The following is a 25,444-nucleotide window of genomic DNA, read 5'->3' as shown; positions in this document are numbered from 1 at the left end:
TACTCCGATATTAATATTCCCTATCCGGTAACGGCCAGAAAGAAGGTTTATTGAGAGTCGCACCCAAGCTACGCACATCAGTACATTCCTTTTTAGCCCACTGATACCCCGTTATTTCAGAAAAAGCAATGCGATATCCTGCCATGTATAAATCGTAATTGGTTTTACCTTCCGTTTCCTCGTCCGGGAAAAGACTACAATTATACGGATTATCATATTGTATATCATTGGTAGAAATATAAAGGCGATACTCGCTTACATTCATATTAACTCCCACATAGCCAATGGCCTGTTTATCCGAATTGCTGCAAGTGATATTAGTAGGCAGTTCCGAGGGTTGGGGAGTGAATAAACCGCCCATCTCTTCGCTCAACTTTATTTTGTTCTCATAATACTCGAACTCTCCTTTTGACAAGGCTCTCTGCTTCATCAACGTACTGTAATAATACGAAGCGCGGAGATTGTCGGAGGTAAAAGAATACATCTTTTTATTTTTCAACAGATTTTCGGCATTCGATTCCGTAGAGCCAACAAGAGTTTTAGTGGCCTCCGCATGAATCCAGCCTTGTGCATAAGGTGCCTTGTCATAAGTATTCACTTCATCTGTCACAGGATCATATATCCATTTAGAATAAAATGCCGCCCTTACTTCCCAGTCTTCCTCATAAGTCCAGATATAATATGCCGGTCCTGCAGTTCCTGCATTGCGCGTAGAAAGGCGAATGTATATATCCCCGTAATCCTCCGGCTGCTCAAAAGTGACCTCTTCAATTGCAGCCGTTTCTATCGGATACTGTAGTTCAGAATTATACGTATCTCCTTCATATACAATTTTCAGTCCGTAACGCACTTGCTTATTCAGCGTCCCTATCCGTACCTGATACCGCCCGTCACCAATGGAAGTTCCCGCTATGCGCGAACCGTCTTCTCCCACAACACTGACATCGGCTGTAACCTGATTATATCCCGGAGGCAAGCCATTTTCATTTAAGGAGAAAGTACGGCTCAATGAAAACACGACAGTACTGTCTGATATGATATTACCTTCAACCACCAGCAAGCCTACACCGTCGTCCGGAATTTTTGCATCGAACTCATCTATACAGTTGCTCAAAGTAAAACAGAGCAAACTTACCAGGATTATTATATTCGTTCTTTTCTTCATATCCCTTTAGAATTTTATGTTATAAGTAATAAAAGGAATAGGAGCGCCGAAAATGGACATCTTATATCCCTGCACACTACCATTCTCAGATACATAATAAATGGAATAAACATTCTTCCTTCCGGTCAGGTTGTAGACACCGAAGGAAATAGAACTATGCGTCAGCAGAGTCAGATGATGGCTCGGCTCTATATTGAAAGCAAGATCAAGACGGAAGTAATCGGGAACCCGGTAACTGTTACGGTCCGTGTAGTACACCTGCATGGATTGCAATCCCTGGTCGTAATATTGTCCGGCGGGAATTGTAGTAGGACGTCCCGTACTATAATCCATATTGAAAGACACACTGTAACGACGGGTAAACTTATAGTTTCCCACCAACTTGAAGTCATGCGGTTTGTCATACTCCGTCGGATACCAGTCTCCGCCATTGACCGGACGGGCTATGCGCGGGTCATTCTGACGCAGGAAAGTACGCGAATACGTATAACTGGCCCATCCGTTCAACTTGCCGGACGGCTTCTTTACCTGAAATTCAACGCCATAGGCATATCCTTCCGTATTAATCACATCCGTTTCCAGATGATGGTTCATGATCAGCTTGGCCGAACTGCGATAATCCAGATAATCGTTCAGCTTCTTATAGTACCCTTCCACCGACAACTCCAGTACCTGGCCGGGTGTATTATAATATGCTCCTGCGGCCAGCTGCCAGCCATTTTGGGGCTTAATATTCGTATCACTCAGCTTCCAGGTATCCGTAGGCGACATAATGGTAGTATTCGATACTTTATGAATATACTGCCGCATGGTGTTGAAACCAGCTTTTACGGAGAAGTCATCATTGAAAGCATAGCGGGCGGACAGTCTGAACTCCGGTCCCTGATAAGTCTTAACCACTTTTCCGCTACCCACTGATACTGAGTCAACAACGGTGGTGGAAGAAGGAAGCATGCCATCCTGATAAGTATAATACGTGCGCGGCCCCAAAAGATTGAACATGGAATAGCGTATACCCGCATTTACGGACAGCTTAGGGGTTATCTCCCATTGATCCCCAATATAAATGGCACTTTCCAGCGCTTTGTCCTTTTGAAGCTGATCCCATTTCACCAGTGAACTTTCATGCAGTGGTTCATAAGTCCCTGAGTTAATATTATAGAACTGGCTCATGAGTCCAAAGTTCAAGGTATGGTTATTATCCAGTTTGTAACTAAAATCAGCCTTTCCAAACCATTGGTTGATAGCAAATGACAAGCGCGCGGCTGCCGCCTCTTCTACCGATTCATCATTCCGGTAATCATAATGATCATAACCGAAAGAGAAATTTGCCGTCAGTTTCTCAGAGAATATGCTTCTCCAGTTTGCAGAGAAGTTCATATTGTTGTAAGCGTATTTCTGGTTATCGTTAAAAGCGAAACGGTCATGGCTGTAATAGCCGTATATATTTAGTTTATTACGCTCATTCAATGTATGCGAGAATACGCCTCCCAAATCGTAAAATCCGGCTTTACCATCACGGTAACCACTCTTTTCGGGCAGTATCTTCATAATCCAGTCCGAGTATGTGGTACGTCCGCTCAAAAGCAGTGAAGTCTTCTCTTTAATGATCGGTATTTCAAGATTCAGCTTACTGGTGACAAGTCCGATGCCCGCCGAACCCGTAAACTTTTCCTTGCTCGCCTCTTTGCTTGTTATATTCAGCACGGATGCAATGCGCCCTCCATACTGGCTGGGAATACTGCTTTTATAAAGTTCCGCATCCTTTATCATGTCCGAATTAAAGGCAGTGAAAAAACCGAATAAGTGATTCGGATTATAAATAGTTCCATTATTCAGCAACAACAGATTCTGGTCGGCGGCACTTCCGCGCACATTATAGCCACTGGATGCCTCGCCTACTGTTTTGATACCCGGAAGAGTTTGAAGCATCTTCAGCAGATCCACCTCACCCATAGCTGTAGGAATGTTCTTCAGTAAACTGGGCTGGAACTTCTCCATTCCCAACTGAGTGCTCCTTACATTCTGCACACGTCCGGAGACGATGAGAACCTCATCCAGCAAATGGTTTTCTTCTTCCAGTTCTATGTGGGTAGCTCCCTCTCCATACACCATGAACTGCCGGCGTGTTTCCTTTATATTCAATCCATTGATTTCAATGGTATTATATCCGACGGGAAGCTTAATGGTAAAATTCCCCTGACGGTCGGTAGCTGTGGCAACCCACGGTTCCCGGTGAACGATGTTAATGCCTTCCAGATTCTGTCCGGACTTGAAATCCGTTACTTTTCCGGTCAGCACCACCATCTCTTCCGAAGAAGGCTTATATCTGTTCCCTATCTCATAAACCTTATTCTCCGAAGAAGATTTTACGACAGGAATAAAAGAAGAGGCTTGTTCTTCTTCCTTCATCTGCTCCCCTTTTAGAATCGGTGTAAGAGTAGTAGATAAAAAAACTTCGGGCAGAACGAAAATCTGGTTGCCATAGACAGTAACTTTATAACGCGTTGCAGTCAATGCTTGTCGCAGACTCTCGGCAGTAGGTTTTAAGGTCTCAGCCTTTTTCACTTTAAACGGCTCTGCAATCGTCGTATAGATGCGGCACGAAGTGTTTTTCTCAACGGCATCTATCAGTTCAAAAATAGAAATACTATCTCCTGCCTGCTGCTGTGCAAATGCCACGAAAGGGGATATAATAAACAGAATGGCTGCTATATACCTTATTTTATATATTGTCATAACTATTTCTTATTAATTAGAGAATCTGCATGTCTTGTTAGCTCAGTCAACGACTCTGCACGAAAGAGCGTATTAAAACTCAATTGCTCTTCTTTTGCATACTTCTTCAATTGTTTCTTATAAGCCGGAAAGAGTTTCAGAAAACTGGAACGGGAAGTCACAGTATAGTCCACCCCATCTTTAGACAAAACAAAACGTGCAGGCTTTTCGAACTGTCTATAGCTGATCCGTCCTTTCTCAACAGGCGTCCCCATTTTGCACTGAACATACTGAGTCAATCGCATTTGCGGACTATCATATAGGATTGCAGCAAAAGTATCGTTATGCGGCACAAACTTTTTATCTCCGATAATGAAATAGTCTACTTTCCTCATGTCAACCTGGAGGAGTATTCGTTTTTCGGGAGTAATTACGATCAATTGCTTCTTAAAAGTATCATATCGAAGTTGCAGGTCGGTATACACTAATCCGCCATAGCAAACCGCTCCTTTCTTAAGCTCATCCGTATCCCAATAAGGATGGTTTATATAGAGATATGGACTATAGCCCACTTCTACTTTACTGGTATAAAGCGCTGCATAATCTCCTGCCGCTTTCCTGAATTCATCAGAAAGAGGCTGCTGTGTATACACCGGAGACAAGATACAGAATGTGCATAACAGGATAAGTAAATATACCTTTCGAATATCCATAAAATATTAAGATTAAAAAAAAGAATGCCTTTAAAAGACAATTATTTGCCTAAAGGAAGCAATAAATAAGAAAGAAGTGTGCATAAAGGTTAAAACATTTAGATTTATTAAGTATTGCAGTCTATAGAGCTATATATTCACGTGCCTATCACCAACATTACTAGCATGAAAGCCCGGAATAATTAAAATGCCATTGGGACTATTCATTTTGATTTTAGCCATGAGTATTGACATAATTTTCAAGTCAGAAAGACGGAATTTTCCATGCTTTGACACAATCCTACATTCCCTTTTCTACCCCATACATGTATATTTGCAACACTTTTTCACAGCAAGGAGACCTGGGAATCTCCTGAGAGAATAGAAAACTAACTTTTGTTTAACTTAATAATTAAAGTATGAAAAACAGCAAGAATTTAAGCTTGTTTGGTCGCACGGGTAAACTCCAGCGGCTGTTCCTCATCGCTTTGTTTTCAGTATTGGCTATAGGGGCTTATGCGCAAAGCAAAACAGTTTCGGGCACTGTGGTTGACCAAACCGGAGAACCGATCATCGGTGCTAATGTTGTAGTGAAAGGTACTACTAACGGAATTATCACTGATCTGGACGGCAGGTTTACTCTTTCCAACGTACCGGATAAAGGTACTATCTCAATTTCTTTCATAGGCTATCAAGATCAGGAGATTTCCATTGCCGGGAAAACGAATTTACAAGTGACATTACAGGAAGATAATGCCATGCTGGATGAGGTTGTAGTAGTAGGTTACGGCGTTCAGAAGAAGAGTGACGTAACCGGTGCTATGGCTCGCGTAGGCGAAAAAGAACTGAAAGCGATGCCTGTCAAGAATGCGCTGGAAGGAATGCAGGGAAAAACTGCCGGTGTGGACATCACATCCAGCCAACGTCCGGGTGAAGTCGGTGGTATCAATATCCGCGGTGTACGTTCTATCGATGCGGAGCAAGGTCCTTTGTATGTTGTTGACGGTATGATTATCCAAACCGGCGGCATCGAAAACATCAATCCTTCGGATATTGAAGCTATCGACATTCTGAAAGATGCTTCTGCAACTGCCATTTATGGTTCCCGCGGTGCAAATGGCGTAATCCTCGTGACTACCAAGAAAGGTAAACAAGGAAAAGTGACGCTGAACTATTCCGGTACAGTCACTTTTGAGACGTTGCATGATGTAACCGAAATGATGAGTGCGGCAGAATGGTTGGACTATGCACGTACTGCCAAGTATAACATGGGTTCTTATGCTTCTGCAACTCCCGATTATGCAGCTGATAAAGCTATTTTCGGCAGCGTCGCCGCTTCATGGGCAAATATTGAGCAAGCATGGTCAAACGGAACTTATGATGCTTCAAAAGTCGGTTCCTATGACTGGGCAGCCAACGGAAAGCAAACCGGTATCACTCACGAACATACTTTAAGTGCATCAGGCGGTTCAGAAAAATTCCAGGGATATGCCTCATTCGGTTATTTAAACCAGAAAGGTACACAACCGGGACAGGCTTACGAACGCTATACCCTGAAGACCTCATTTGACATTAATCCGATAGATTTCTTCAAAATGGGAACTTCAATCAATGCTTCTTATTCGGATCAGGATTACGGTTACAATTTCTCCAAATCAGTAACCGGTTCGGGCGACCTTTACAATGCTTTAAGAAGTATGCTCCCCTGGACTGTGCCTTATGATTCAAACGGTGACTACATTCGTAATCCTAATGGTGATGTAAACATCATCAATCCGATTCGGGAATTGGACTACAACACCAACCAACGCCGTACTTTCCGTGCAAACGCCAGTATGTATGCCCAGGTTGATTTCGGGAAAATATGGGAGCCGCTGGAAGGTCTTTCGTACAGACTCCAGTTCGGTCCTGAATTCCAATACTATACGTTAGGAATTGCAAATGCCGCCGGAGGTATCAATGGTGATGGTAACAACGGTGCCCAGTACAAAAACGAACAGAAGCGTTCATGGACATTGGACAACCTGATTTATTATAATAAGAGATTTGCCGAACACCATAATTTAGGTCTGACATTAATGCAATCAGCTTCAGCATACCACTACGAAATGGGCGATATGAGAGCCACTAACGTTGCTTCCGCCGATGAGTTATGGTACAATTTGAGTACTGCCGGTACTCTGAGTTCCTTTGGTACAGGACTGACTGAAACTCAGATGGCATCTTATATGGTCCGCGTGAACTATGGTTTCAAAGATAAATATCTGTTGACAGCTTCCATGCGTTGGGATGGTGCCTCACAGTTGGCTCCGGGACACAAATGGGCCAGTTTCCCCTCTGCAGCTTTGGCATGGCGTATTGATCAGGAAGACTTCATGAAAGACATTAACTGGCTCAGTCAATTAAAACTCCGTTTCGGTGTCGGTGTAACCGGAAATGCTGCAATTGATGCTTATGCTACCAAAGGTGCCATCACCGGTTTGTATTACAACTGGGGACAGACAGACTCCTCCCTGGGTTATGTTCCTTCAGATCCTTCTGCCAAAGATCCCGCCAAGATGGCCAACTCCGAGCTGGGATGGGAAAGAACAACGCAGTACAACCTGGGTATTGACTATGGCTTCTTCAATAACAGACTGAGCGGTAGTATTGACGCTTACAAGACTAAAACCAATGATTTGTTGCTGGCCATGTCCATACCTTCACTGACGGGTTATACTTCTACTTATGCCAACGTCGGTAAAACTTCCGGTTGGGGTATCGACTTACAGGTAAATGCCGTTCCTGTTGAAACTAAAGATTTTACCTGGAACAGTACCGTAACCTGGTCAATGGATAGAAACAAGATTGATGAACTGTCCAACGGCAGAACTGAAGACGTAAATAACAACTGGTTCGTCGGAGAAGAAATCGGTGTATATTATGATTACGTGTATGATGGTATCTGGAAAACTTCGGAAGCGGAAGAAGCAGCCGTATATGGCCGCAAACCCGGTCAGATCAAAGTAAAAGACCTCAATAATGATGATAAGATTGATGCAACCAACGACCGTCAGATTGTAGGTCACGTACGTCCTCGCTGGACAGCAGGCTGGACTAACACATTCAATTACAAGAACTTCGAACTGTCGGTCTTCATTCTTTCACGTTGGGGATTTGATGTACCGCAAGGTTCACTCACCTTGGATGGACGCTACATGCAACGTAAAATTGATTACTGGGTAGCAGGCACCAACGAAAACGCAGAATATTATTCTCCGGGATCAAACGGTGAAGCCGCCGATACCTACAGTTCTTCTATGGGCTATCAGGATGGATCTTACATCAAAGTCCGTAATATTTCATTAGGCTATAACTTCACAACGAAACAGCTGAAGAACACAGGACTCAGCAATTTGAAGGTATATGTACAGGCCATGAATCCATTCTCCATTTACAAGGCTTGTGACTGGCTGGATACAGATTTAATGAACTATGACAACAATAAGAAGACATTCGGTTCGCCTACCACAATCAAGAGTTTTGTAATTGGTGTTAACATCGGATTCTAACAAACCATTAAAAAAGAAAGAACATTATGAAATTAAACAAAATATTATTTGCAGCCGCATTAGCCAGTGTGATAGGCGGTTCAATGACTTCATGCAGCGAATCTTTTTTGGATGAAGATTTAAAGACCCAATACAGCACAGACCGTTTCAAGACGCAGGAAGGTCTGGACGAATTGGTGACAGGTGCTTATCAGAAACTGAAATTCAAATTCAACTACATCTGGGCTATTGAATGCCATAACATGGGTGTAGACGAATTTACAGATGCCAACAACACCATGCCGGCATGGAATCACTATAGCCAGGACTTAAATTCTTCTGAGAACGGAGCCAACCAACCGATGTGGGATAATTATTATGGACTAGTAGAACCGGCAAATATCATTATCAGCAATATGCCGCAATACTATAATCAGAGTAGTGCAACTTACAATACCCGCTTGGGAGAAGGTTATTTCTTAAGAGCCTATGCATATTTTGAATTGGTAAAGCAATTCGGAGGAGTCCCCTTGAAACTGACTCCTTCAACCAGTGCAGAGACTTACTTTACACGCAACAGTGAAGAAGAAATCTATGCTCAAATTATAGCAGACCTGGAAGAGGCATATAGATTATTGCCTCAAAAAGGGGAAGCTACAGGGCGCATCACGAAATATGCCGCCGCACATTTCCTGGCAAAAGCCCATTTATTCCGTGCTTCGGAATTGTATAGCGGCTGGAACAGCAGTTATGTATCAGCTGACCTTGATGCTGTCATCAAATACGGACAGGAAGTAGTTGCAGCACATCCCCTGTGCACTAACTATGTAGAACTGTGGGATTATAATGAACCCAATGGAGCGAATGAAAAAGTAAGTGAAGTTATTTTAGCAGCTCAATTCTCCAATGACGAATCCACATGGGGACGCTACGGTAATCAAATGCATCTTTACTATCCTTCCGTATATCAAGATATGGCGGGAACCAAACGTGATATCTCGGGAGGACGTGAATTCTCGTATGTCAGTGCAACCGAATATACTATGCAGGTGTTTGACCGCGTAAACGACTCTCGCTTCTGGAAATCATTCATCACCTGTTACGGAGCGAACGATACAAACGGTGCGCCCACCTGGACTAAAGAAGACATTGCCAGCGGATATGCTCCCGCAGGAGCGAAAGAAGGCGATAAACGTTTTGTTGCAGGTGAGCTGGGTCTCAAATATATCGTGAATAATCCGGGAGATACCCGTTATGAATCGTATGTGAATGATCCGACTCAGAACGTGCTGAAAAACGGTGTTATTTGTAATACCCATACTTATGTTCGCTATTTCAAAAGCCAAGCTCATAGCTGGAATGTATCCTCTTATACAGGTAACTATTATGGTATCATTCCTCACAAACGTTCTGTAGCTTTATCCAAATTCCGTGATGGATATCGTAACTCGATCGCTTCGCAGTTCGGTACACGCGACGCCATTATCGCCCGTTCGGCCGATGACGTTCTGATGATTGCAGAAGCTTATATCCGTAAAGGTGAGTCTAATTATAGCAATGCAATCGAATGGATCAACAAACTTCGTGAACGTGCAGGCTATGCAGCCGGCGAAGATCGCAGCAAAAATGTAGATGGCGGTCAGTCATACAAGAACAATTCTTATTGCTCCGGCAAAGGTGGAGGTTATTCTGCTGACGGTGCAATCTATTCTGAAGCCAATACTTACTATGAATCCAATAATATGGAAGGACAGGAAACAACGGCTTCCACCAAGAGTGTAATGACGCTAAGCAGTGTGGAGGATGTTTATAACTCTTCCGCAGACGCACCTATCTATACAGAATTAGGTTGCAGCAGCAATGCAGACAAGATGATGTGTTTCTTATTGAATGAACGTACTCGTGAACTTTGCGGTGAGTTGCTTCGCTGGGAAGACCTGGCACGTACCAAAACATTAGACACACGCTGGCACAAATTTAATGATGGTGTATCCAGAGGTATCGGTGAGTTTAATTCATCCAAACACTATTATCGCCCCATTCCACAATCATTCCTGGATGGTATTACCAATGCATCCGGCAGTGCTCTGAGCAAAGAGGAGAAGGACGCCCTGCAGAATCCCGGTTATTAATTGATTCCACAGAACAGATAAATGAGTTTTGGGGAGTAAATACCCAGAACTCGTTTTGTTTTATTATGCATAGTGAAGAATAGCAGATTGAACAAAAATACATGAAAACGGACTTTTCTCCATAGGGAAATAGTGTATTTTGCCGTACTTTTGTATTCCAATCAAAAAGAAATAAGACTCGTAATTCTGCAACTAATAAGAACAACAAATATTATGAAAAAACCTTTTTTAAAATCCCTGATGAATATCGCAACGATTGCCGTAGCCACAGTGATTGTCATTGGAGCATCAAGTGCCATACCTGCCCCCCAATATAAGCTAGAAATAGATACGGATGTGCTTTATCAATGGCAGGATCTGACACCCACCTATGAGGAGCAAATCACACGCATCGACGGTCTGCATATGCCCTACGACCACTTTCGTAGCGCAACCGATGCTCCGTCTTATGACTATTCGAAGCTGCAAAAGGAAAAGCTGGGAAGAGGTGTGGTAGCTATCCGCGAAAATCAGTCAGAAGTAGCTGTTTCCTGGCGATATCTCTCTTCCGATCCGGTAAACACTTCTTTCAACCTCTATCGTGACGGAAAAAAAGTAGCTGAAGTACCTGCCACAACAGGAACCTTTTATCGGGATACATATAAAAGTAAGAAAGCAGCTACTTATACCATAAAACCAGTTGTAAACGGTGCAGAAACCGGACACATCGAAGGTAGCTACACCTTGCCTGCCAACGCACCGATAGGCTATATCAATATTCCTCTTGATCCTCCGACAGATGGCATAACTCCTGCGGGACAAAAATATACGTATATTCCCAATGATGCTTCCATCGGAGATGTAGATGGCAACGGAGAATATGAGATCATTCTCAAATGGGACCCTTCAAATGCTCATGACAATGCCCACGACGGGTATACAGGCAATGTATTCTTTGATTGCTACCGTCTAACCGGTGAAAGACTCTGGCGCATTGATATGGGACGCAATATCCGTGCAGGTGCACACTACACCCAGTTCATGGTTTATGACTTCGATGGGGACGGACGTGCCGAAATCATCATGAAAACTTCCGACGGCACTATTGATGGCCAGGGAAATATCATCGGAGATGCCTCTGCCGATTATCGTGAGCCAGGGGACTCTACACAACCCACCGGCGGTGACTTCGCTAAAGAAGATCCTCGCGGTAAACCACGTCAGGGAGATCCTTTGCGCAATCAGGGACGTATCCTGACAGGCAATGAATACCTCACCGTCTTCAATGGACTTACAGGAGCAGCCATGAAGACAATCGACTATATTCCCGAACGCGGACAACTGGAAGATTGGGGAGATAACCGTGCCAATCGTAGCGACCGTTTCCTGGCAGCCGTGGCTTATCTGGATGGCGTTCACCCCAGTGCAGTCATGTGCCGCGGATATTATACACGTGCAGTACTTGCCGCTTTCGATTGGAATGGAAAAGAGCTAAAGCAACGTTGGGTATTCGATAGTAATACTCCCGGAAATGAAGCTTATGCAGGTCAAGGTAATCATAATCTTCGTGTAGGCGATGTAGATGGAGACGGATGTGATGAAATCATCTACGGTTCCTGCGCTATTGATAATAATGGTAAAGGGCTTTATTCCACCGGAATGGGACACGGAGATGCCATACATCTGACGAAATTCTCCCCTACAATGAAAGGGCTCCAGGTATGGGATTGCCACGAAAATAAAAGAGACGGCTCAAGTTTCCGTGATGCGGCAACGGGCAAGGTTTTGTTCCAAGTGAAAAGTGGTACAGATGTAGGACGTTGTATGGCAGCTGATATCGACCCGACGAATCCGGGTGTGGAAATGTGGTCGTGGGAATCGAAAGGACTACGCAATATAAAAGGAGAAGTTATCAATCCGGATATAGAAAGCTTTTCTACCAACATGGCTGTATGGTGGGATGGAGATCTGCTTCGTGAATTGCTGGATAAGAATGTAGTTTCCAAATACGACTGGAAAGCCGGTGTTTGCAAACCACTGGCTACTTTCACCGGAGCCGTATCAAACAGCGGCACCAAAGCAACTCCCTGTCTGCAAGGCGACATTACAGGCGACTGGCGTGAGGAAGTTCTTCTCCGCACGGAAGACAACACCGCTCTCCGTCTTTATGTCTCTCCGATAGCCACTGATTACCGTTTCCATACTTTTCTGGAAGATCCGGTGTATCGCATCAGTATTGCCACACAGAACGTAGCTTACAACCAGCCTACCCAACCCGGTTTCTATTTCGGTCCGGACTTGAAAGGGTGGTTCAGAGGAACCGGTATCAGTATCTATGCCCAGAAAAAGAAAGAAGTAATAAATGACTCCAACACTCCGTTGCATCTATTACAACCGGCCTACAAAGTACCTTATAAGGAACTTACAGCTACAGAAATAAAGACAGACATCGACCGCATACTCCGCTATCTGGAAAAGAACACTCCTACCCGCGTTGTAAGTGAAAAAACCGGAAAGGTAATCACGGATTACAAGAACCTCCCGGCTGATGCACAACTGGAACGGGGCGCTTTCCGCCTTGCCAGTTACGAATGGGGAGTAACGTACTCTGCCATGATGGCCGCTGCCAAAGCTACGGGAGACGCCAACTACATGAAATACGTCACCGACCGATTCAACTTCCTCGCAGAAGTGGCTCCGTATTTCCGGGAATTACAAGAGAAAAATGGTAAAGTTGATCCGCAAATGAAGCAAATTCTGACTCCCCATGCCCTCGATGATGCCGGAGCCGTATGTGCAGCCATGATCAAAGCCCAATTACAAGATCAATCTCTCAATCTCTATCCTTTGATAGACAATTATCTCGATTTCATCTTGAACAAGGAATACCGCCTTGCCGACGGAACTTTCGCCCGTATCCGTCCCCAATACAATACATTGTGGCTGGACGATATGTTTATGGGGGTTCCGCCTGTTGCCTGGTATTCTAAATTGGCCAAAGATAACCAGTCCAATTACCTTGCCGAAGCTACCCGGCAGATATTCCAGTTTGCAGAACGGATGTGGGTACCGGAAAAGAAACTATTCCGCCACGGTTGGGTAGAAGGTATGCAAGATCACCCGGCTTTCCATTGGGGACGTGCCAATGGCTGGGCTTTGCTCACCATGACCGAAGTGCTGGACGTAATGCCGGAAAATTATCCTCAGCGTGCAAAACTCATGGAGCTGTTTCGCGAACATGTTCGCGGTTTAGCTGCCTGCCAAAGTGGAGAAGGGCTCTGGCATCAGTTATTGGACCGGAATGACTCTTATCTGGAAACTTCAGCAACAGCCATCTATGTATATTGCATCGCCCATGCCATCAACCAAGGATGGCTGGATGCAATGGCCTACGGCCCGGTTGCTCAATTGGGTTGGCAAGCCGTCTCCACACAGATCAATGCAGAAGGACAGGTGGAAGGTACTTGTGTTGGTACCGGCATGGCATTCGATCCGGCTTTCTATTATTATCGTCCGGTCAATGTGTATGCCGCGCACGGCTATGGTCCTGTGATCTGGGCAGGTGCCGAAATGATCAATTTGCTAAATAAGCAACATCCGAAGATGAATGACAGCGCCATTCAGTTCTATCACACCGAACAGAAAACACAAGAACCGATTTTCAGTGTGACCGATTCCAATTAGCTCACTATAAATCAAAGTTACCATGAAAAGAGAAGCATTCAAAATGTTCCTGAAATCCGGCTACGAAAAGGAATATGAAAAAAGACATGCGGCCATCTGGCCGGAATTGAAAAAGATGTTGTCCGACGGTGGAGTATATGATTACTCCATCTACTGGGACAAAGAAACCAATATCCTCTTTGCCTGCCAGAAAACGAAAGGCGAAGAATCCTCGCAAGATATGGGTGCCAACCCTATTGTACAAAAATGGTGGGACTATATGGCAGACATCATGAAGGTGAATCCCGACAATTCTCCGGTAACCATACCCCTGCCTGAAGTATTCCACATGGATTAAAAAAACAAAAGTGCATTGATAGTCTGTTACAATGCACTTTTTCCGTATTTTTGTTTCGCACTAAAATCTATGAAACATGAAAAAGCACATCTTGCTTACGTGTGTATCTTTGCTAGTTAGCCTCCTTAGTACTTCTGCATCCATCGAAGTGCGCTCCACGCACATGACAACCACAGACGGACTGGCCAACAATTCCATCTGTTACATATTCCAGGATAGCAAAGGATTTATCTGGATGGGAACCCTGAATGGTCTCAGCCGCTACGATGGCAATTCATTTGTCACTTTCCTCCCGGAAAGCGAATCCGGTAACAACCGGATCTCCCTGTCGACCAATCACGCCAGAACCATCAGCGAAGATAAGAATGGTTTCCTATGGATAGAAACTTCCGGAGAATTCTTCAATTGCTACGATCTAAGAAAAGATTGTTTCGTAGATTTCACCGGCTGTGGCGAATACAGACAAAACTACGACCGCAAGGCAGAAGCCGCCAATGGTGACGTATGGCTATGGAACAGCAGAAACGGCTGCCGACGGGTGACTTATCAAAACGGAGCATTTTCTTCCGTCAGTTTTAGAAAATCTTTAGGCAATCTCCCCTCAGACAGTGTCGCTTATGTATACCCGGATGAGCAGGGAAATATCTGGATAGGTACCGATTGTGGCGTAGTGCAGGTAACCGGTGATAAGACTATTCTGGTTGAAAAGCGCAATACTTTTGCCGCACAATCTTTCGGAAAAGATGTCTTTTTCCTGTCAACAAACGGTATCATCTCTAAAAAAGAAGAAAACAAGCCAAGCGTAACAGTTGCCCATTTACAAAAAGAGAAAAGCGCCCTGACCATATACGGCACGCTTTGTCTGCAAGATGATTGGGTTATATTCACTTCGAACGGAGGATACCTGTTCAATACGAAAACAAACCGAGTCCACCGTCAGGCAGAACTGGACATTAAAAACGGAAATGTCCTGACGGACAATCTCGGTAACTTCTGGATCTATAACAATACCGGTAAGGTATGGTATGTCAACTCGAAGACCCGCGCCCTCAAGACTCTTCAACTCTCCACTCCCGACAAATTAAACTACGTGGATATGGAACGCTATCACGTAGTACACGATTCCCGAGGCATCATCTGGATATCCACCTATGGCAACGGACTGTTTGCCTACGATACCCTTACAGAAGAGCTCCAACATTTCGACTTTCAGATTGACGGCTTCAGCCATATCAGTTCCAATTATCTGCAATATCTCATGGAAGATAGTTCAGGTACTATCTGGGTTAGTTCCGAATATGCCGGAATAGCGCGCCTGACGATTTTAAATGAAGGAATAAAGCGCATTTTTCCGGAGGCAGTCTCTTTGTCAGACCGTTCAAACACCGTACGTATGATTACCCGGTTAAAAAATGATGATATTTGCATTGGTACCCGGGGCGGAGGAGTCATAGTCTATGATCCGCAAATGAAGACACAGAAAAAGAAACTTCATTTCAACTCCAATATATATGCGATAGCCGAAGATAATGAAGGAACCGTATGGATGGGAAGTCGTGGCGAAGGGCTTCGCATTGGTGATAAATGGTATACCAACCAATCCGGGAATGCTTCATCCATCAGTAATAATAATATCTTCATCTTATACTGCGACCGGAAAGGGAGAATGTGGATAGGAACTTTCGGAGGCGGACTGGATTTAGCCGTCAAAGGTGAAAACGGATATACCTTCCGGCATTTTCTGAACAAAAGTTTCGGACAGCGACGAACACGCGCCATCATGGAAGATAAAAACGGATGGATGTGGATAGGAAACAGTGACGGGGTATCCGTGTTTCATCCGGACTCTCTGATAGCTAATGCCACGAACTACCTGACCTACAATTACAATAATGGGAAACTACTCAGCAATGAGATAAAATGTATCTATCAGGACACTAAAGGCCGGATATGGATCGGTACATCAGGCGGCGGCTTAAGCATGTGTACCCCGGATAGTGGCTATAAGAATTTGGAATTCAAACATTATGATACCAACAATGGATTGGTAAACAACATGGTTCAGGCCATTGCAGAAGACAGGCAAGGTAAACTGTGGATTGCAACCGAATATGGAATTTCACGCTTCACTCCTGAAACGCAGGCTTTCGAAAACTTCTTCTCCTCGGCTTATACACTGGGGGATGTATATAGCGACAATAGTTCATGCGTCAGTAAAGATGGCAGTTTACTATTCGGTACCAACTACGGATTACTGGTAATCAATCCCGGACAAACAGGAATTAATTTTGCTCTCAATCCGGTGGTTACTTTCACTAATCTGCAAGTCAATGGAATATCTATGCGCCCGGGAGATACTGATTCACCGTTAAGCAGCGCCATGATGTACACAGATGAGATAGAATTGAAGTATTTTCAAAGATCATTCGTAATAGATTTCACGACATTCGATTATTCGAAAATAAACAGTTATACCTATACTTATCGTTTAGAGAATTATGATAAAGAATGGAGTAAGCCCTCTCCGCTCAGCTTTGCGTCTTACAAAAACCTACCACCGGGTAAGTACAGTCTGCATGTAAAAGTCTGCAATGCTACCGGCATCTCAGGCGATCAGGAGGCCGTTCTGAGAATTACAATAGCTCCTCCCTTCTGGCAGACATCCTGGGCATTCCTCATTTATACCCTATTGTTTATAGTTGCGCTTTACATCACCTACAAGTTGGTGCGTGATTTCAATCTTTTGCGTAATAAAGTGCAGGTAGAAAAGCAACTGACGGAATATAAGCTTGTATTCTTTACGAATATCTCACATGAATTCCGTACTCCCCTGACCTTAATACAAGGAGCGCTGGAAAAAATACAAAGTATAGATAAAGTTCCCAAGGAAATGACCAATTCACTGAAAGTCATGAATAAAAGTACACAGCGTATGTTGCGTCTGATTAATCAGTTATTGGAATTCAGAAAAATGCAAAACAACAAATTGGCCCTTTCTTTGGAAGAAACAGATGTCATGGGCTTCCTGCATGAGATCTTTTTAAGTTTCAAGGACACAGCGGCATCTAAAAACATGGATTTCCGTTTCCAACCTTCAGTAGCTTCCTATAAAATGTTTATCGACAAAGGAAATCTGGACAAGGTGGTTTATAATTTATTGTCCAATGCTTTTAAATATACTCCAAGCAATGGTAAAGTCACACTTTCAGCCATAGTGGACGAGTATAAGAAATGTCTGGAAATTTCCGTAGCAGACACAGGAATCGGCATTGCCAAAGAGAAACGGGGAGAACTGTTCAAACGTTTCATGCAAAGCAACTTCTCAAGTAACAGCACCGGCATTGGATTGCACCTGACACACGAACTGGTAAATGTTCATAAAGGCAGCATTACTTATGATGAGAATCAGGGGGGAGGATCTGTTTTCACGGTTTCACTCCCCACCGACACCAGTGTATATGAAGAGAAAGACTTCCTGATTCCTCACGATGCCTTTCTGGAAGAAAAGGCATATCGGCAGGAAAGCTATGAAGAGGAAAACATTCCGGACGTAGATATTGCAGAGGAAAAAACTCCTTCAAATCAGTACAAACTGTTGATCATCGAGGATGACAACGATGTACGTGAGTTCCTGAAAGAAGAGTTCAAGCCTTATTTTGAGGTGGTAACTGAAGCGGACGGACTTTCAGGCTTGGAACGCGCACGTACTTACGATGCTGATCTCATCATCTGCGACGTATTGATGCCGGGACTTACGGGATTTGAAGTCACCCGCAAACTTAAAAATGATTTCGATACCAGTCATATACCTATTATATTATTGACAGCTATGAGCTCAGCGGAAAATCATCTGAAAGGCGTAGAAAGCGGAGCGGATGCATATATCACCAAACCATTCAGTCCCAAGCTATTGCTGGCAAGAGCATTCCAACTGATAAAGCAACGTGAAAAGTTACGGAAGAAATTCTCGGATGATCCGGGAATGATTACTCCTGCTATCTGTACGTCAGAGAAAGACAAACAATTTGCCGATAAGCTTCAGGCTATTCTGGAAGAACAGATTAGTAACAGTGAATTCGCCGTAGATGACCTTGCTTCAGTAATGGGACTGGGGCGTTCAACCTTCTATCGCAAGGTACGTGGAATAACCGGCTATTCCCCCAATGAATACATGCGTATCATCCGCATGAAGAAAGCTGCCGAACTTTTACTTGAAAATCGTTATACAGTGGCAGAGGTATCTTACAAGATAGGTATCGAAGACCCATTCTATTTTAGTAAATGCTTCAAGAAACAGTTCGGAGTATCCCCATCTGTATATTTACGCGGTAAGAATGATCCGGAAGAAAAGGAAAATGATGATAAAGAAGAAGAGACGTTCGAATAAGATAATCATAGAAAAAAAGACCCGGGAAGTTTTCAATCCCGGGCTTTTCTTTATAATAGCATACATCACTATTCAAACAATTCAGAATGACTTCCCAACCTGATTACGTCTATATAATTACGATCTTCGTCAATCCATATTAGTAAAAAGCCTCCCTCAATATGACATTCCATACAACCTTTATACTGTCCTATAAGCTTATGCGGCAGAAATGTTTCGGGTATTTCTATATCTTTAATAAGCAAATTCAATAGTTCGTATAGTTTTTGCATTTTTCGAGAATTGACGGTCAAGCAAATCCGTACTGAGCCGAAACGCTGTTTGTTTTCTATCTATCGCTGCCTCCATATATCTTACATTTGTTATATTATGTATCACAAATGTATAACACTTATATAACATCTGCAAGAAAAAAGATGCTTATTCAACTTCCTTTTCAGAACATTAAATTATAAACATAGATTAAAAATAGCCCCAACTTTATACAGTTGAGGCTATTTATATACACTCTTAAAAAGAATAATCCTATTCCCACTCTATCGTTGCAGGCGGTTTTGACGAAATATCATAGGTTACCCGGTTCACCCCTTTCACCTTATTAATAATATCATTGGAAACCTTGCCCAGGAATTCGTAAGGCAAATGTGCCCAGTCTGCCGTCATAGCATCCGTAGAAGTCACAGCGCGCAGCGCAATGGCACGTTCATACGTACGTTCATCTCCCATCACACCAACTGACTGCACGGGAAGCAAGATAACGCCCGCCTGCCAAACCTGATGATAAAGAGAAGTTTCGCTGCCATCAGCTTCTTTCACTTTCCAGTCACGCAAGCCCTGAATAAAGATATCATCCGCATTTTGCAAAATAGCTACTTTCTCCGGAGTAATATCACCCAAAATGCGCACAGCCAAACCGGGTCCAGGGAAAGGATGACGAGTAATCAGATGTTCAGGCATACCCAATCCGCGACCTACACGGCGAACCTCATCTTTGAACAACAAGCGAAGCGGCTCACAAAGTTTCAGGTGCATCTTTTCAGGTAAACCACCTACATTATGATGACTCTTAATAACCGTACCGGTAATAGAAAGGGACTCGATACAATCAGGATAGATCGTACCCTGTGCCAGCCATTTCACATCTTTAATCTTATGGGCCTCCTCATCAAATACTTCGATAAAACCCTTGCCTATAATCTTACGCTTTTCCTCAGGCTCCGTTACACCTGCCAGTTCTGCAAAGAACTTGGCACTGGCATCCACGCCGATAACATTCAGACCGAGACATTCATAATCGTGCAGTACATTCTTGAACTCATTCTTACGGAGCATACCGTGATCTACGAAGATACAAGTCAGATTCTTACCGATAGCGCGGTTCAGCAATACAGCAGCTACGGAAGAATCCACACCACCGCTCAAACCGAGAACTACCTTATCGTCACCCAACTGTTCCTTCAATTCGGCAACCGTCGTTTCAATAAAGGAAGCGGCACTCCAGTCCTGTTTGCAACCGCAAACATCCACCACGAAGTTCTTCAGCATCTGCGTGCCATCTTCGCTATGAAATACTTCCGGATGGAACTGTACGCCCCACACCTTTTCGTTCTCTATCTGATAAGCAGCAATCGCCACCTTATCCGTCGAAGCTATTTTTTTGAAATTGGAAGGGATAACCGTAATTGTATCTCCGTGGCTCATCCACACCTGTGTATTTTCCTTCACGCCTTTGAACAGCACATTGTCTTTGTCAAAAGAGCTCAAGTGTGCACGTCCGTACTCACGACTTCCGGCAGGCTCCACCCTACCGCCATTGGTATAAGCGATAAACTGCGCACCGTAGCAGATACCCAAAATAGGATACTTTCCACGAATTTCACTCAGATCAGCCTTAAATGCACTTTCATCGTATACAGAGAACGGGCTTCCCGAAAGAATAACCCCCTTTACACTCTCATCCCCCTCCGGGAACTTATTATAAGGTAAAATTTCGCAATACGTATTCAATTCACGGACACGACGGGCTATAAGCTGCGTAGTCTGCGAACCAAAATCAAGAATGACAATCTTTTCTTGCATATAATCTGTATGGATTTAATTAAAATGTTCCGCAAAAGTAGAAAAAACCAAGCGAAAAACAGGAATAATAGCCGAAAAATCTATATTTATGATATAATTAACCTATTTGGAAGACAAAAAGTCACATGGAATAAGTAAAATCATTCAAAAGAATGATCACTGATAATCAATACATTACAAGGAGTTAACTTCCTGTCAACAAAGAGTTAACTTCTTGTCGACAGGAAGTTAACTCCTTGTTGACAGGGAATGAATTGTTCCGTTTTCCCTACTGCTTATAACCCGAACCGTATCAGGTCCGTATTTGCTCCGTACCTAAGCGCTTAGACCGGATACGGACCAGGTACGGGCCAGACACGGACCGGGTACGTTGAGGATTATTTTTTGTTCTTTTTATCGTTTTTCTTTCAAGATATCCCTGATTTCCGTCAGCAAGACCTCTTCTTTGCTAGGTGCGGGAGGAGCAGGAGGTGCTGCGGGAACTTCCGCCTCCTTCTTAGCCGTCAGCCTGGTCAGCAACTTGATGAACAGGAAAATAGAAAAAGCAATAATGAGAAAGTCAAACGTCACTTGCAAGAAATTTCCATAATTCAAGGTTACGGCGGCAATCTCTTTACCGTCCACAACTTCAGCAGGTTTCATCACCCACTTCAAGTCTGTAAAGTTCACACCTCCCACCAGTAAACCGAGAGGCGGCATAATAATATCTGCCACAACAGAGGACACAATTTTACCAAACGCGCCACCGATGATTACACCGACAGCCATGTCTATCACATTGCCTTTCATGGCAAATGATTTAAAATCTTGTAAAAATGAACTTTTTCCCATCACTTCCATTATTTAATTATAAAATTAAGTGCGAATATAAAAACATTTTCTTACTTTTGCACCGCATTTCAGAAATAAATGCGCAAGAGAAGAGAGATATTTGAACAAATATTATAAAACCCTTAAAAGTTTAAACAAAATGATTAAAGTAGGTATTAATGGATTCGGACGTATCGGACGTTTCGTATTCCGCGCTGCAATGGAAAGAAACGATATTCAAATCGTTGGTATTAACGACCTTTGCCCGGTAGATTACTTGGCTTACATGCTGAAGTATGACACTATGCACGGTCAGTTTAACGGCTCTATCGAAGCAGATGTTGAAAACAGCAAGCTGATCGTTAACGGCCAGGCTATCCGCATCACTGCAGAAAGAAACCCGGCTGACTTGAAATGGGATGCTGTAGGTGCAGAATACGTAGTTGAATCTACTGGTTTGTTCCTGAGCAAAGACAAAGCTCAAGCTCACATCGAAGCTGGTGCAAAATATGTAGTAATGTCTGCTCCTTCTAAAGATGACACCCCGATGTTCGTTTGCGGTGTAAACGAAAAAACATACGTGAAAGGTACTCAATTCGTATCTAACGCTTCTTGTACTACTAACTGTTTGGCTCCTATCGCTAAAGTATTGAACGACAAGTTCGGTATCTTGGATGGTTTGATGACTACAGTTCACTCTACAACTGCTACTCAGAAAACAGTTGACGGTCCTTCTATGAAAGACTGGAGAGGTGGTCGTGCTGCTTCTGGCAACATCATCCCGTCTTCTACTGGTGCTGCTAAGGCTGTAGGTAAAGTAATCCCTGCTTTGAACGGCAAACTGACTGGTATGTCTATGCGTGTTCCGACTTTGGACGTATCTGTAGTTGACTTGACAGTTAACTTGGCTAAACCGGCTACTTACGCTGAAATCTGTGCTGCTATGAAAGAAGCTTCAGAAGGCGAATTGAAGGGTATCCTGGGTTACACTGAAGATGCAGTAGTTTCTTCTGACTTCTTGGGTGACGCTCGTACTTCTATCTTCGATGCAAAAGCTGGTATCGCTTTGACTGATACTTTCGTAAAAGTTGTATCTTGGTATGACAACGAAATCGGTTACTCTAACAAGGTTCTTGACCTGATCGCTCACATGGCTTCAGTTAACAACTAATAAGCAGAGTACAAAATAATATTTAAAACAGGCAATCTCGACGAGGTTGCCTGTTTTTTGTTAAAATACAACGGGTTATTCATTAAATCAGCTATTTTTTTTGCACTTTTGCGGTTAGATTATTTTTACCGAACCTAAGTAAGTATGATAAAATTAAAACTAACGCTAACATTACTCTGCTTTATGAATATAATACAGGCTCAAAACCCTTTTTTTGAAAAGTATTCTACGCCTCACGGTACTATCCCGTTTGAAAAGATAAAGACCGAACATTATGAACCCGCTATTCGTGAAGGTATCAACCGTCACAATGCGGAGATTGATGCTATCACCAATAATCCGGAAGCGGCTACATTCGCCAACACGATCGCTGCTTATGAAAAGTCCGGCGAACTGTTGAACCAAGTCAGCACTGTATTCGGCAATCTGCTGAGTGCGGAAACCAACGATGACATGCAGGAACTGGCAAAATCCATCATGCCGTTGCTGAGCGAACATGGCAATAACATCACTCTGAATGAGAAGTTATTTGCACGCATTAAGGCAGTGTATGACCAGAAAGACCAGGCTAATCTTACTCCCGAGCAAAACAAGCTGCTGGAGAAGGTGTACAATAGCTTTGTTCGTAGTGGAGCTAATCTCGAAGGAGAAGCCAAAGAGCAATACCGTGCTCTGAGCAAAGAACTTAGCTTACTGACCCTGCAATTCGGAGAAAACAACCTGAAAGAAACCAACGACTATAAACTGGTACTGACAGACCCTGCACAACTTGCCGGCCTGCCGCAAAGCGCCATTGATGCAGCCGCAGAAACTGCCAAAGAAAAAGGCGTGGAAGGATGGGTATTCACCTTGCAGGCCCCCAGTTATAGCCCGTTTATGACGTATGCCAGTAACCGCGATTTGCGTTGTAAGCTTTATATGGCATATAATACCAAATGTACCCATGACAATGAAACCAACAATCTGGAGATTGTAAAGAAGCTTGTTAATACCCGCCTGGCTATTGCGCAACTTTTGGGATACAGCAGTTTTGCTGAATATAACCTAAAAGAGCGAATGGCAGAAAACAGCGGCAATGTATATAAACTGCTGGATCAGCTACTCGATGCCTACACTCCCACCGCCAAGCAAGAATATGCAGAGGTAGAGGCTTTGGCACGCCAAATGGAAGGCAGTGACTTCACAGTGATGCCTTGGGACTGGTCTTATTATTCCCATAAACTGAAAGACCAGAAGTTCCAGATAGATGATGAAATGCTCCGTCCCTATTTTGAACTGAGCAAGGTAAAAGAAGGTGTATTCGGTCTGGCCACCCGCTTGTATGGCATTACTTTCAAGAAAAACAGCGATATCCCGGTATACCATAAGGATGTGGATGCATATGAGGTATTTGACAAAGATGGTAAATTCCTGTCCGTGCTCTATACAGACTTCCATCCCAGAGAGGGTAAACGCGCAGGTGCATGGATGACTTCTTATAAAGAGCAATGGATTGACGAGGCAACCGGTGAAAACAGTCGTCCGCACATATCTATCGTGATGAACTTCACCAAGCCGACAAAAGACAAACCCGCCTTACTGACATTTGGTGAACTGGAGACATTCCTGCATGAATTTGGGCATAGTCTGCATGGTATGTTCGCGAATTCCACCTATGAAAACCTGAGCGGTACAAATGTATATTGGGACTTTGTGGAACTCCCCTCTCAATTCATGGAGAACTTCGCTATTGAAAAGGAGTTCCTTCACACATTTGCCAGACATTATCAGACCGGAGAACTCATCCCGGACGAATTGGTACAGCGCATTGTAGATTCTTCTAATTTCGATGCCGCTTATGCCTGCCTGCGTCAAGTTAGCTTTGGATTACTGGATATGGCATGGTACACCCGTACTACCCCATTTGATGGCGACGTGAAGGTTTATGAAAAAGAAGCATGGAAGAAAGCACAGATTCTTCCTATGGTAGAAGATGCCTGTATGAGTACACAGTTCTCGCATATCTTTGCCGGAGGTTATTCTGCCGGATATTACAGCTATAAATGGGCGGAAGTTCTGGATGCGGATGCTTTCTCACTGTTTAAACAAAAAGGAATCTTCAATCCGGAAGTAGCCGCTTCCTTCAGGGAAAACATTCTTTCCAAAGGAGGAACAGAACACCCGATGACACTATACAAACGCTTTCGCGGACAAGAACCAACTATTGATGCATTATTAATCAGAAATGGAATAAAGAAATGAAAAAGATGAAGACCTATATACAGCTACTGTTAGCCGCTCTCTTCATACCCGTATTGAGCGCTTGTGAGCAGGAAGACGATGTCATCGACATCTTCACCGGAAAAACCTGGTACATGACTTACATTGCAGTGGAAGGACAAAACAAAATGTACGACTTCTGGCAAAACGATCAAGATGCCAGAGAAAAAAGTTTTAAGACGATTACAGGAGATAATTACACTTTAGTGTTTGAAGGTGCTAACGTAAACGATGTAGCAATCGGAACTTTTAGCGGGAAAGCCACCAGTGCCTCTGTCAATGGTGACTGGAGTGCAAATGGGGATAATCGGGAATTAAAGATTACCATAAAAAATGGAGGAGGCACCGATGGGGATAAGTATTTAGGTAAGGCCTTTATGGACGGACTAAAGAGTGCATTCAAATATGGAGGAGATAATAAGAATCTATATATTTATTACAAAGAGGGACAGACTGTAAAGTTCATCTCTTTCGCTCCACAACGTAATTCAGGTAATTAAG

General features: G+C 43.5%; 14 protein-coding genes and 1 pseudogene. 9 read left to right on the top strand and 6 right to left on the bottom strand.

What is annotated here, in order from left to right; genetic code table 11:
- Positions 1–10 precede the first annotated feature (10 nt).
- From K6V21_RS12115 to K6V21_RS12105, 3 genes are read right to left on the bottom strand one after another with little or no spacing between them, the layout of a single operon-like run.
- Positions 11–1,165, bottom strand: a complete 1,155-nt coding sequence (locus K6V21_RS12115) for a DUF4249 domain-containing protein (protein WP_224321923.1) — start codon at positions 1,163–1,165, stop codon at positions 11–13.
- Between the two features lie 6 nt (positions 1,166–1,171).
- Positions 1,172–3,904 carry a TonB-dependent receptor domain-containing protein gene (locus tag K6V21_RS12110; RefSeq protein ID WP_224321922.1) on the bottom strand — a complete coding sequence of 911 codons (2,733 nt, stop codon included), beginning with the start codon at positions 3,902–3,904 and terminating at the stop codon, positions 1,172–1,174.
- Positions 3,905–3,906: 2 nt separating this feature from the next.
- Positions 3,907–4,596: a hypothetical protein gene (locus K6V21_RS12105; RefSeq protein WP_224321921.1), complete on the bottom strand. Its 690-nt coding sequence runs from the start codon at positions 4,594–4,596 to the stop codon at positions 3,907–3,909.
- A gap of 398 nt (positions 4,597–4,994) precedes the next feature.
- Here K6V21_RS12105 and K6V21_RS12100 point away from each other — a divergent pair, with 398 nt between their 5' ends.
- The 6 genes and pseudogenes from K6V21_RS12100 (at position 4,995) to K6V21_RS12080 (ending at position 18,624) form a co-directional block, all read left to right on the top strand.
- A complete protein-coding gene (locus K6V21_RS12100) occupies positions 4,995–8,126 on the top strand; it encodes a SusC/RagA family TonB-linked outer membrane protein (protein ID WP_224321920.1) in 3,132 nt (1,043 codons plus the stop codon).
- Positions 8,127–8,152: 26 nt separating this feature from the next.
- On the top strand, positions 8,153–10,237 hold the full coding sequence (locus K6V21_RS12095) for a RagB/SusD family nutrient uptake outer membrane protein (RefSeq protein WP_217714077.1): 2,085 nt from the start codon (positions 8,153–8,155) through the stop codon (positions 10,235–10,237).
- A gap of 213 nt (positions 10,238–10,450) precedes the next feature.
- A pseudogene (locus tag K6V21_RS26745) lies at positions 10,451–12,460 on the top strand (rhamnogalacturonan lyase); the annotation flags it as partial.
- Positions 12,461–12,514: 54 nt separating this feature from the next.
- Positions 12,515–13,900: a glycoside hydrolase family 105 protein gene (locus K6V21_RS26740; RefSeq protein ID WP_258771449.1), complete on the top strand. Its 1,386-nt coding sequence runs from the start codon at positions 12,515–12,517 to the stop codon at positions 13,898–13,900.
- A 22-nt stretch (positions 13,901–13,922) separates the two neighbouring features.
- On the top strand, positions 13,923–14,237 hold the full coding sequence (gene rhaM / locus K6V21_RS12085; protein WP_217714078.1) for an L-rhamnose mutarotase: 315 nt from the start codon (positions 13,923–13,925) through the stop codon (positions 14,235–14,237).
- A 76-nt stretch (positions 14,238–14,313) separates the two neighbouring features.
- A complete protein-coding gene (locus tag K6V21_RS12080; RefSeq protein ID WP_224321919.1) occupies positions 14,314–18,624 on the top strand; it encodes a hybrid sensor histidine kinase/response regulator transcription factor in 4,311 nt (1,436 codons plus the stop codon).
- Between the two features lie 68 nt (positions 18,625–18,692).
- Here the strand turns inward: K6V21_RS12080 and K6V21_RS12075 are convergent, their stop codons facing one another.
- The 3 genes from K6V21_RS12075 to mscL all read right to left on the bottom strand — a co-directional run bounded on the left by K6V21_RS12075 (position 18,693) and on the right by mscL (position 21,534).
- A complete protein-coding gene (locus K6V21_RS12075; protein WP_291534612.1) occupies positions 18,693–18,917 on the bottom strand; it encodes a type II toxin-antitoxin system YafQ family toxin in 225 nt (74 codons plus the stop codon).
- 232 nt (positions 18,918–19,149) lie between these two features.
- The gene (gene guaA, locus K6V21_RS12070) at positions 19,150–20,703 is read right to left on the bottom strand and encodes a glutamine-hydrolyzing GMP synthase (RefSeq protein ID WP_217714081.1); all 1,554 of its coding nucleotides are present in this window, start codon (positions 20,701–20,703) and stop codon (positions 19,150–19,152) included.
- Between the two features lie 393 nt (positions 20,704–21,096).
- Positions 21,097–21,534, bottom strand: coding sequence for a large-conductance mechanosensitive channel protein MscL (gene mscL / locus K6V21_RS12065; protein WP_007215416.1), 438 nt, complete (start codon positions 21,532–21,534; stop codon positions 21,097–21,099).
- A 139-nt stretch (positions 21,535–21,673) separates the two neighbouring features.
- Between mscL and gap the strand changes: the two genes are divergently transcribed.
- The 3 genes from gap (at position 21,674) to K6V21_RS12050 (ending at position 25,443) form a co-directional block, all read left to right on the top strand.
- Positions 21,674–22,684, top strand: coding sequence for a type I glyceraldehyde-3-phosphate dehydrogenase (gene gap / locus K6V21_RS12060; protein WP_007215415.1), 1,011 nt, complete (start codon positions 21,674–21,676; stop codon positions 22,682–22,684).
- Positions 22,685–22,867: 183 nt separating this feature from the next.
- On the top strand, positions 22,868–24,925 hold the full coding sequence (locus K6V21_RS12055) for a M3 family metallopeptidase (RefSeq protein WP_224321918.1): 2,058 nt from the start codon (positions 22,868–22,870) through the stop codon (positions 24,923–24,925).
- A complete protein-coding gene (locus K6V21_RS12050; protein WP_224321917.1) occupies positions 24,922–25,443 on the top strand; it encodes a DUF4847 family protein in 522 nt (173 codons plus the stop codon). The genes K6V21_RS12055 and K6V21_RS12050 overlap by 4 nt, the downstream gene beginning before the upstream one ends.
- Position 25,444 lies beyond the last annotated feature (1 nt).

This window comes from Bacteroides cellulosilyticus (assembly GCF_020091405.1).
GTDB lineage: Bacteria > Bacteroidota > Bacteroidia > Bacteroidales > Bacteroidaceae > Bacteroides.
The sequence above is the reverse complement of the archived record's forward strand: the minus strand, read 5'-3'. Positions and strand labels throughout refer to the sequence as shown.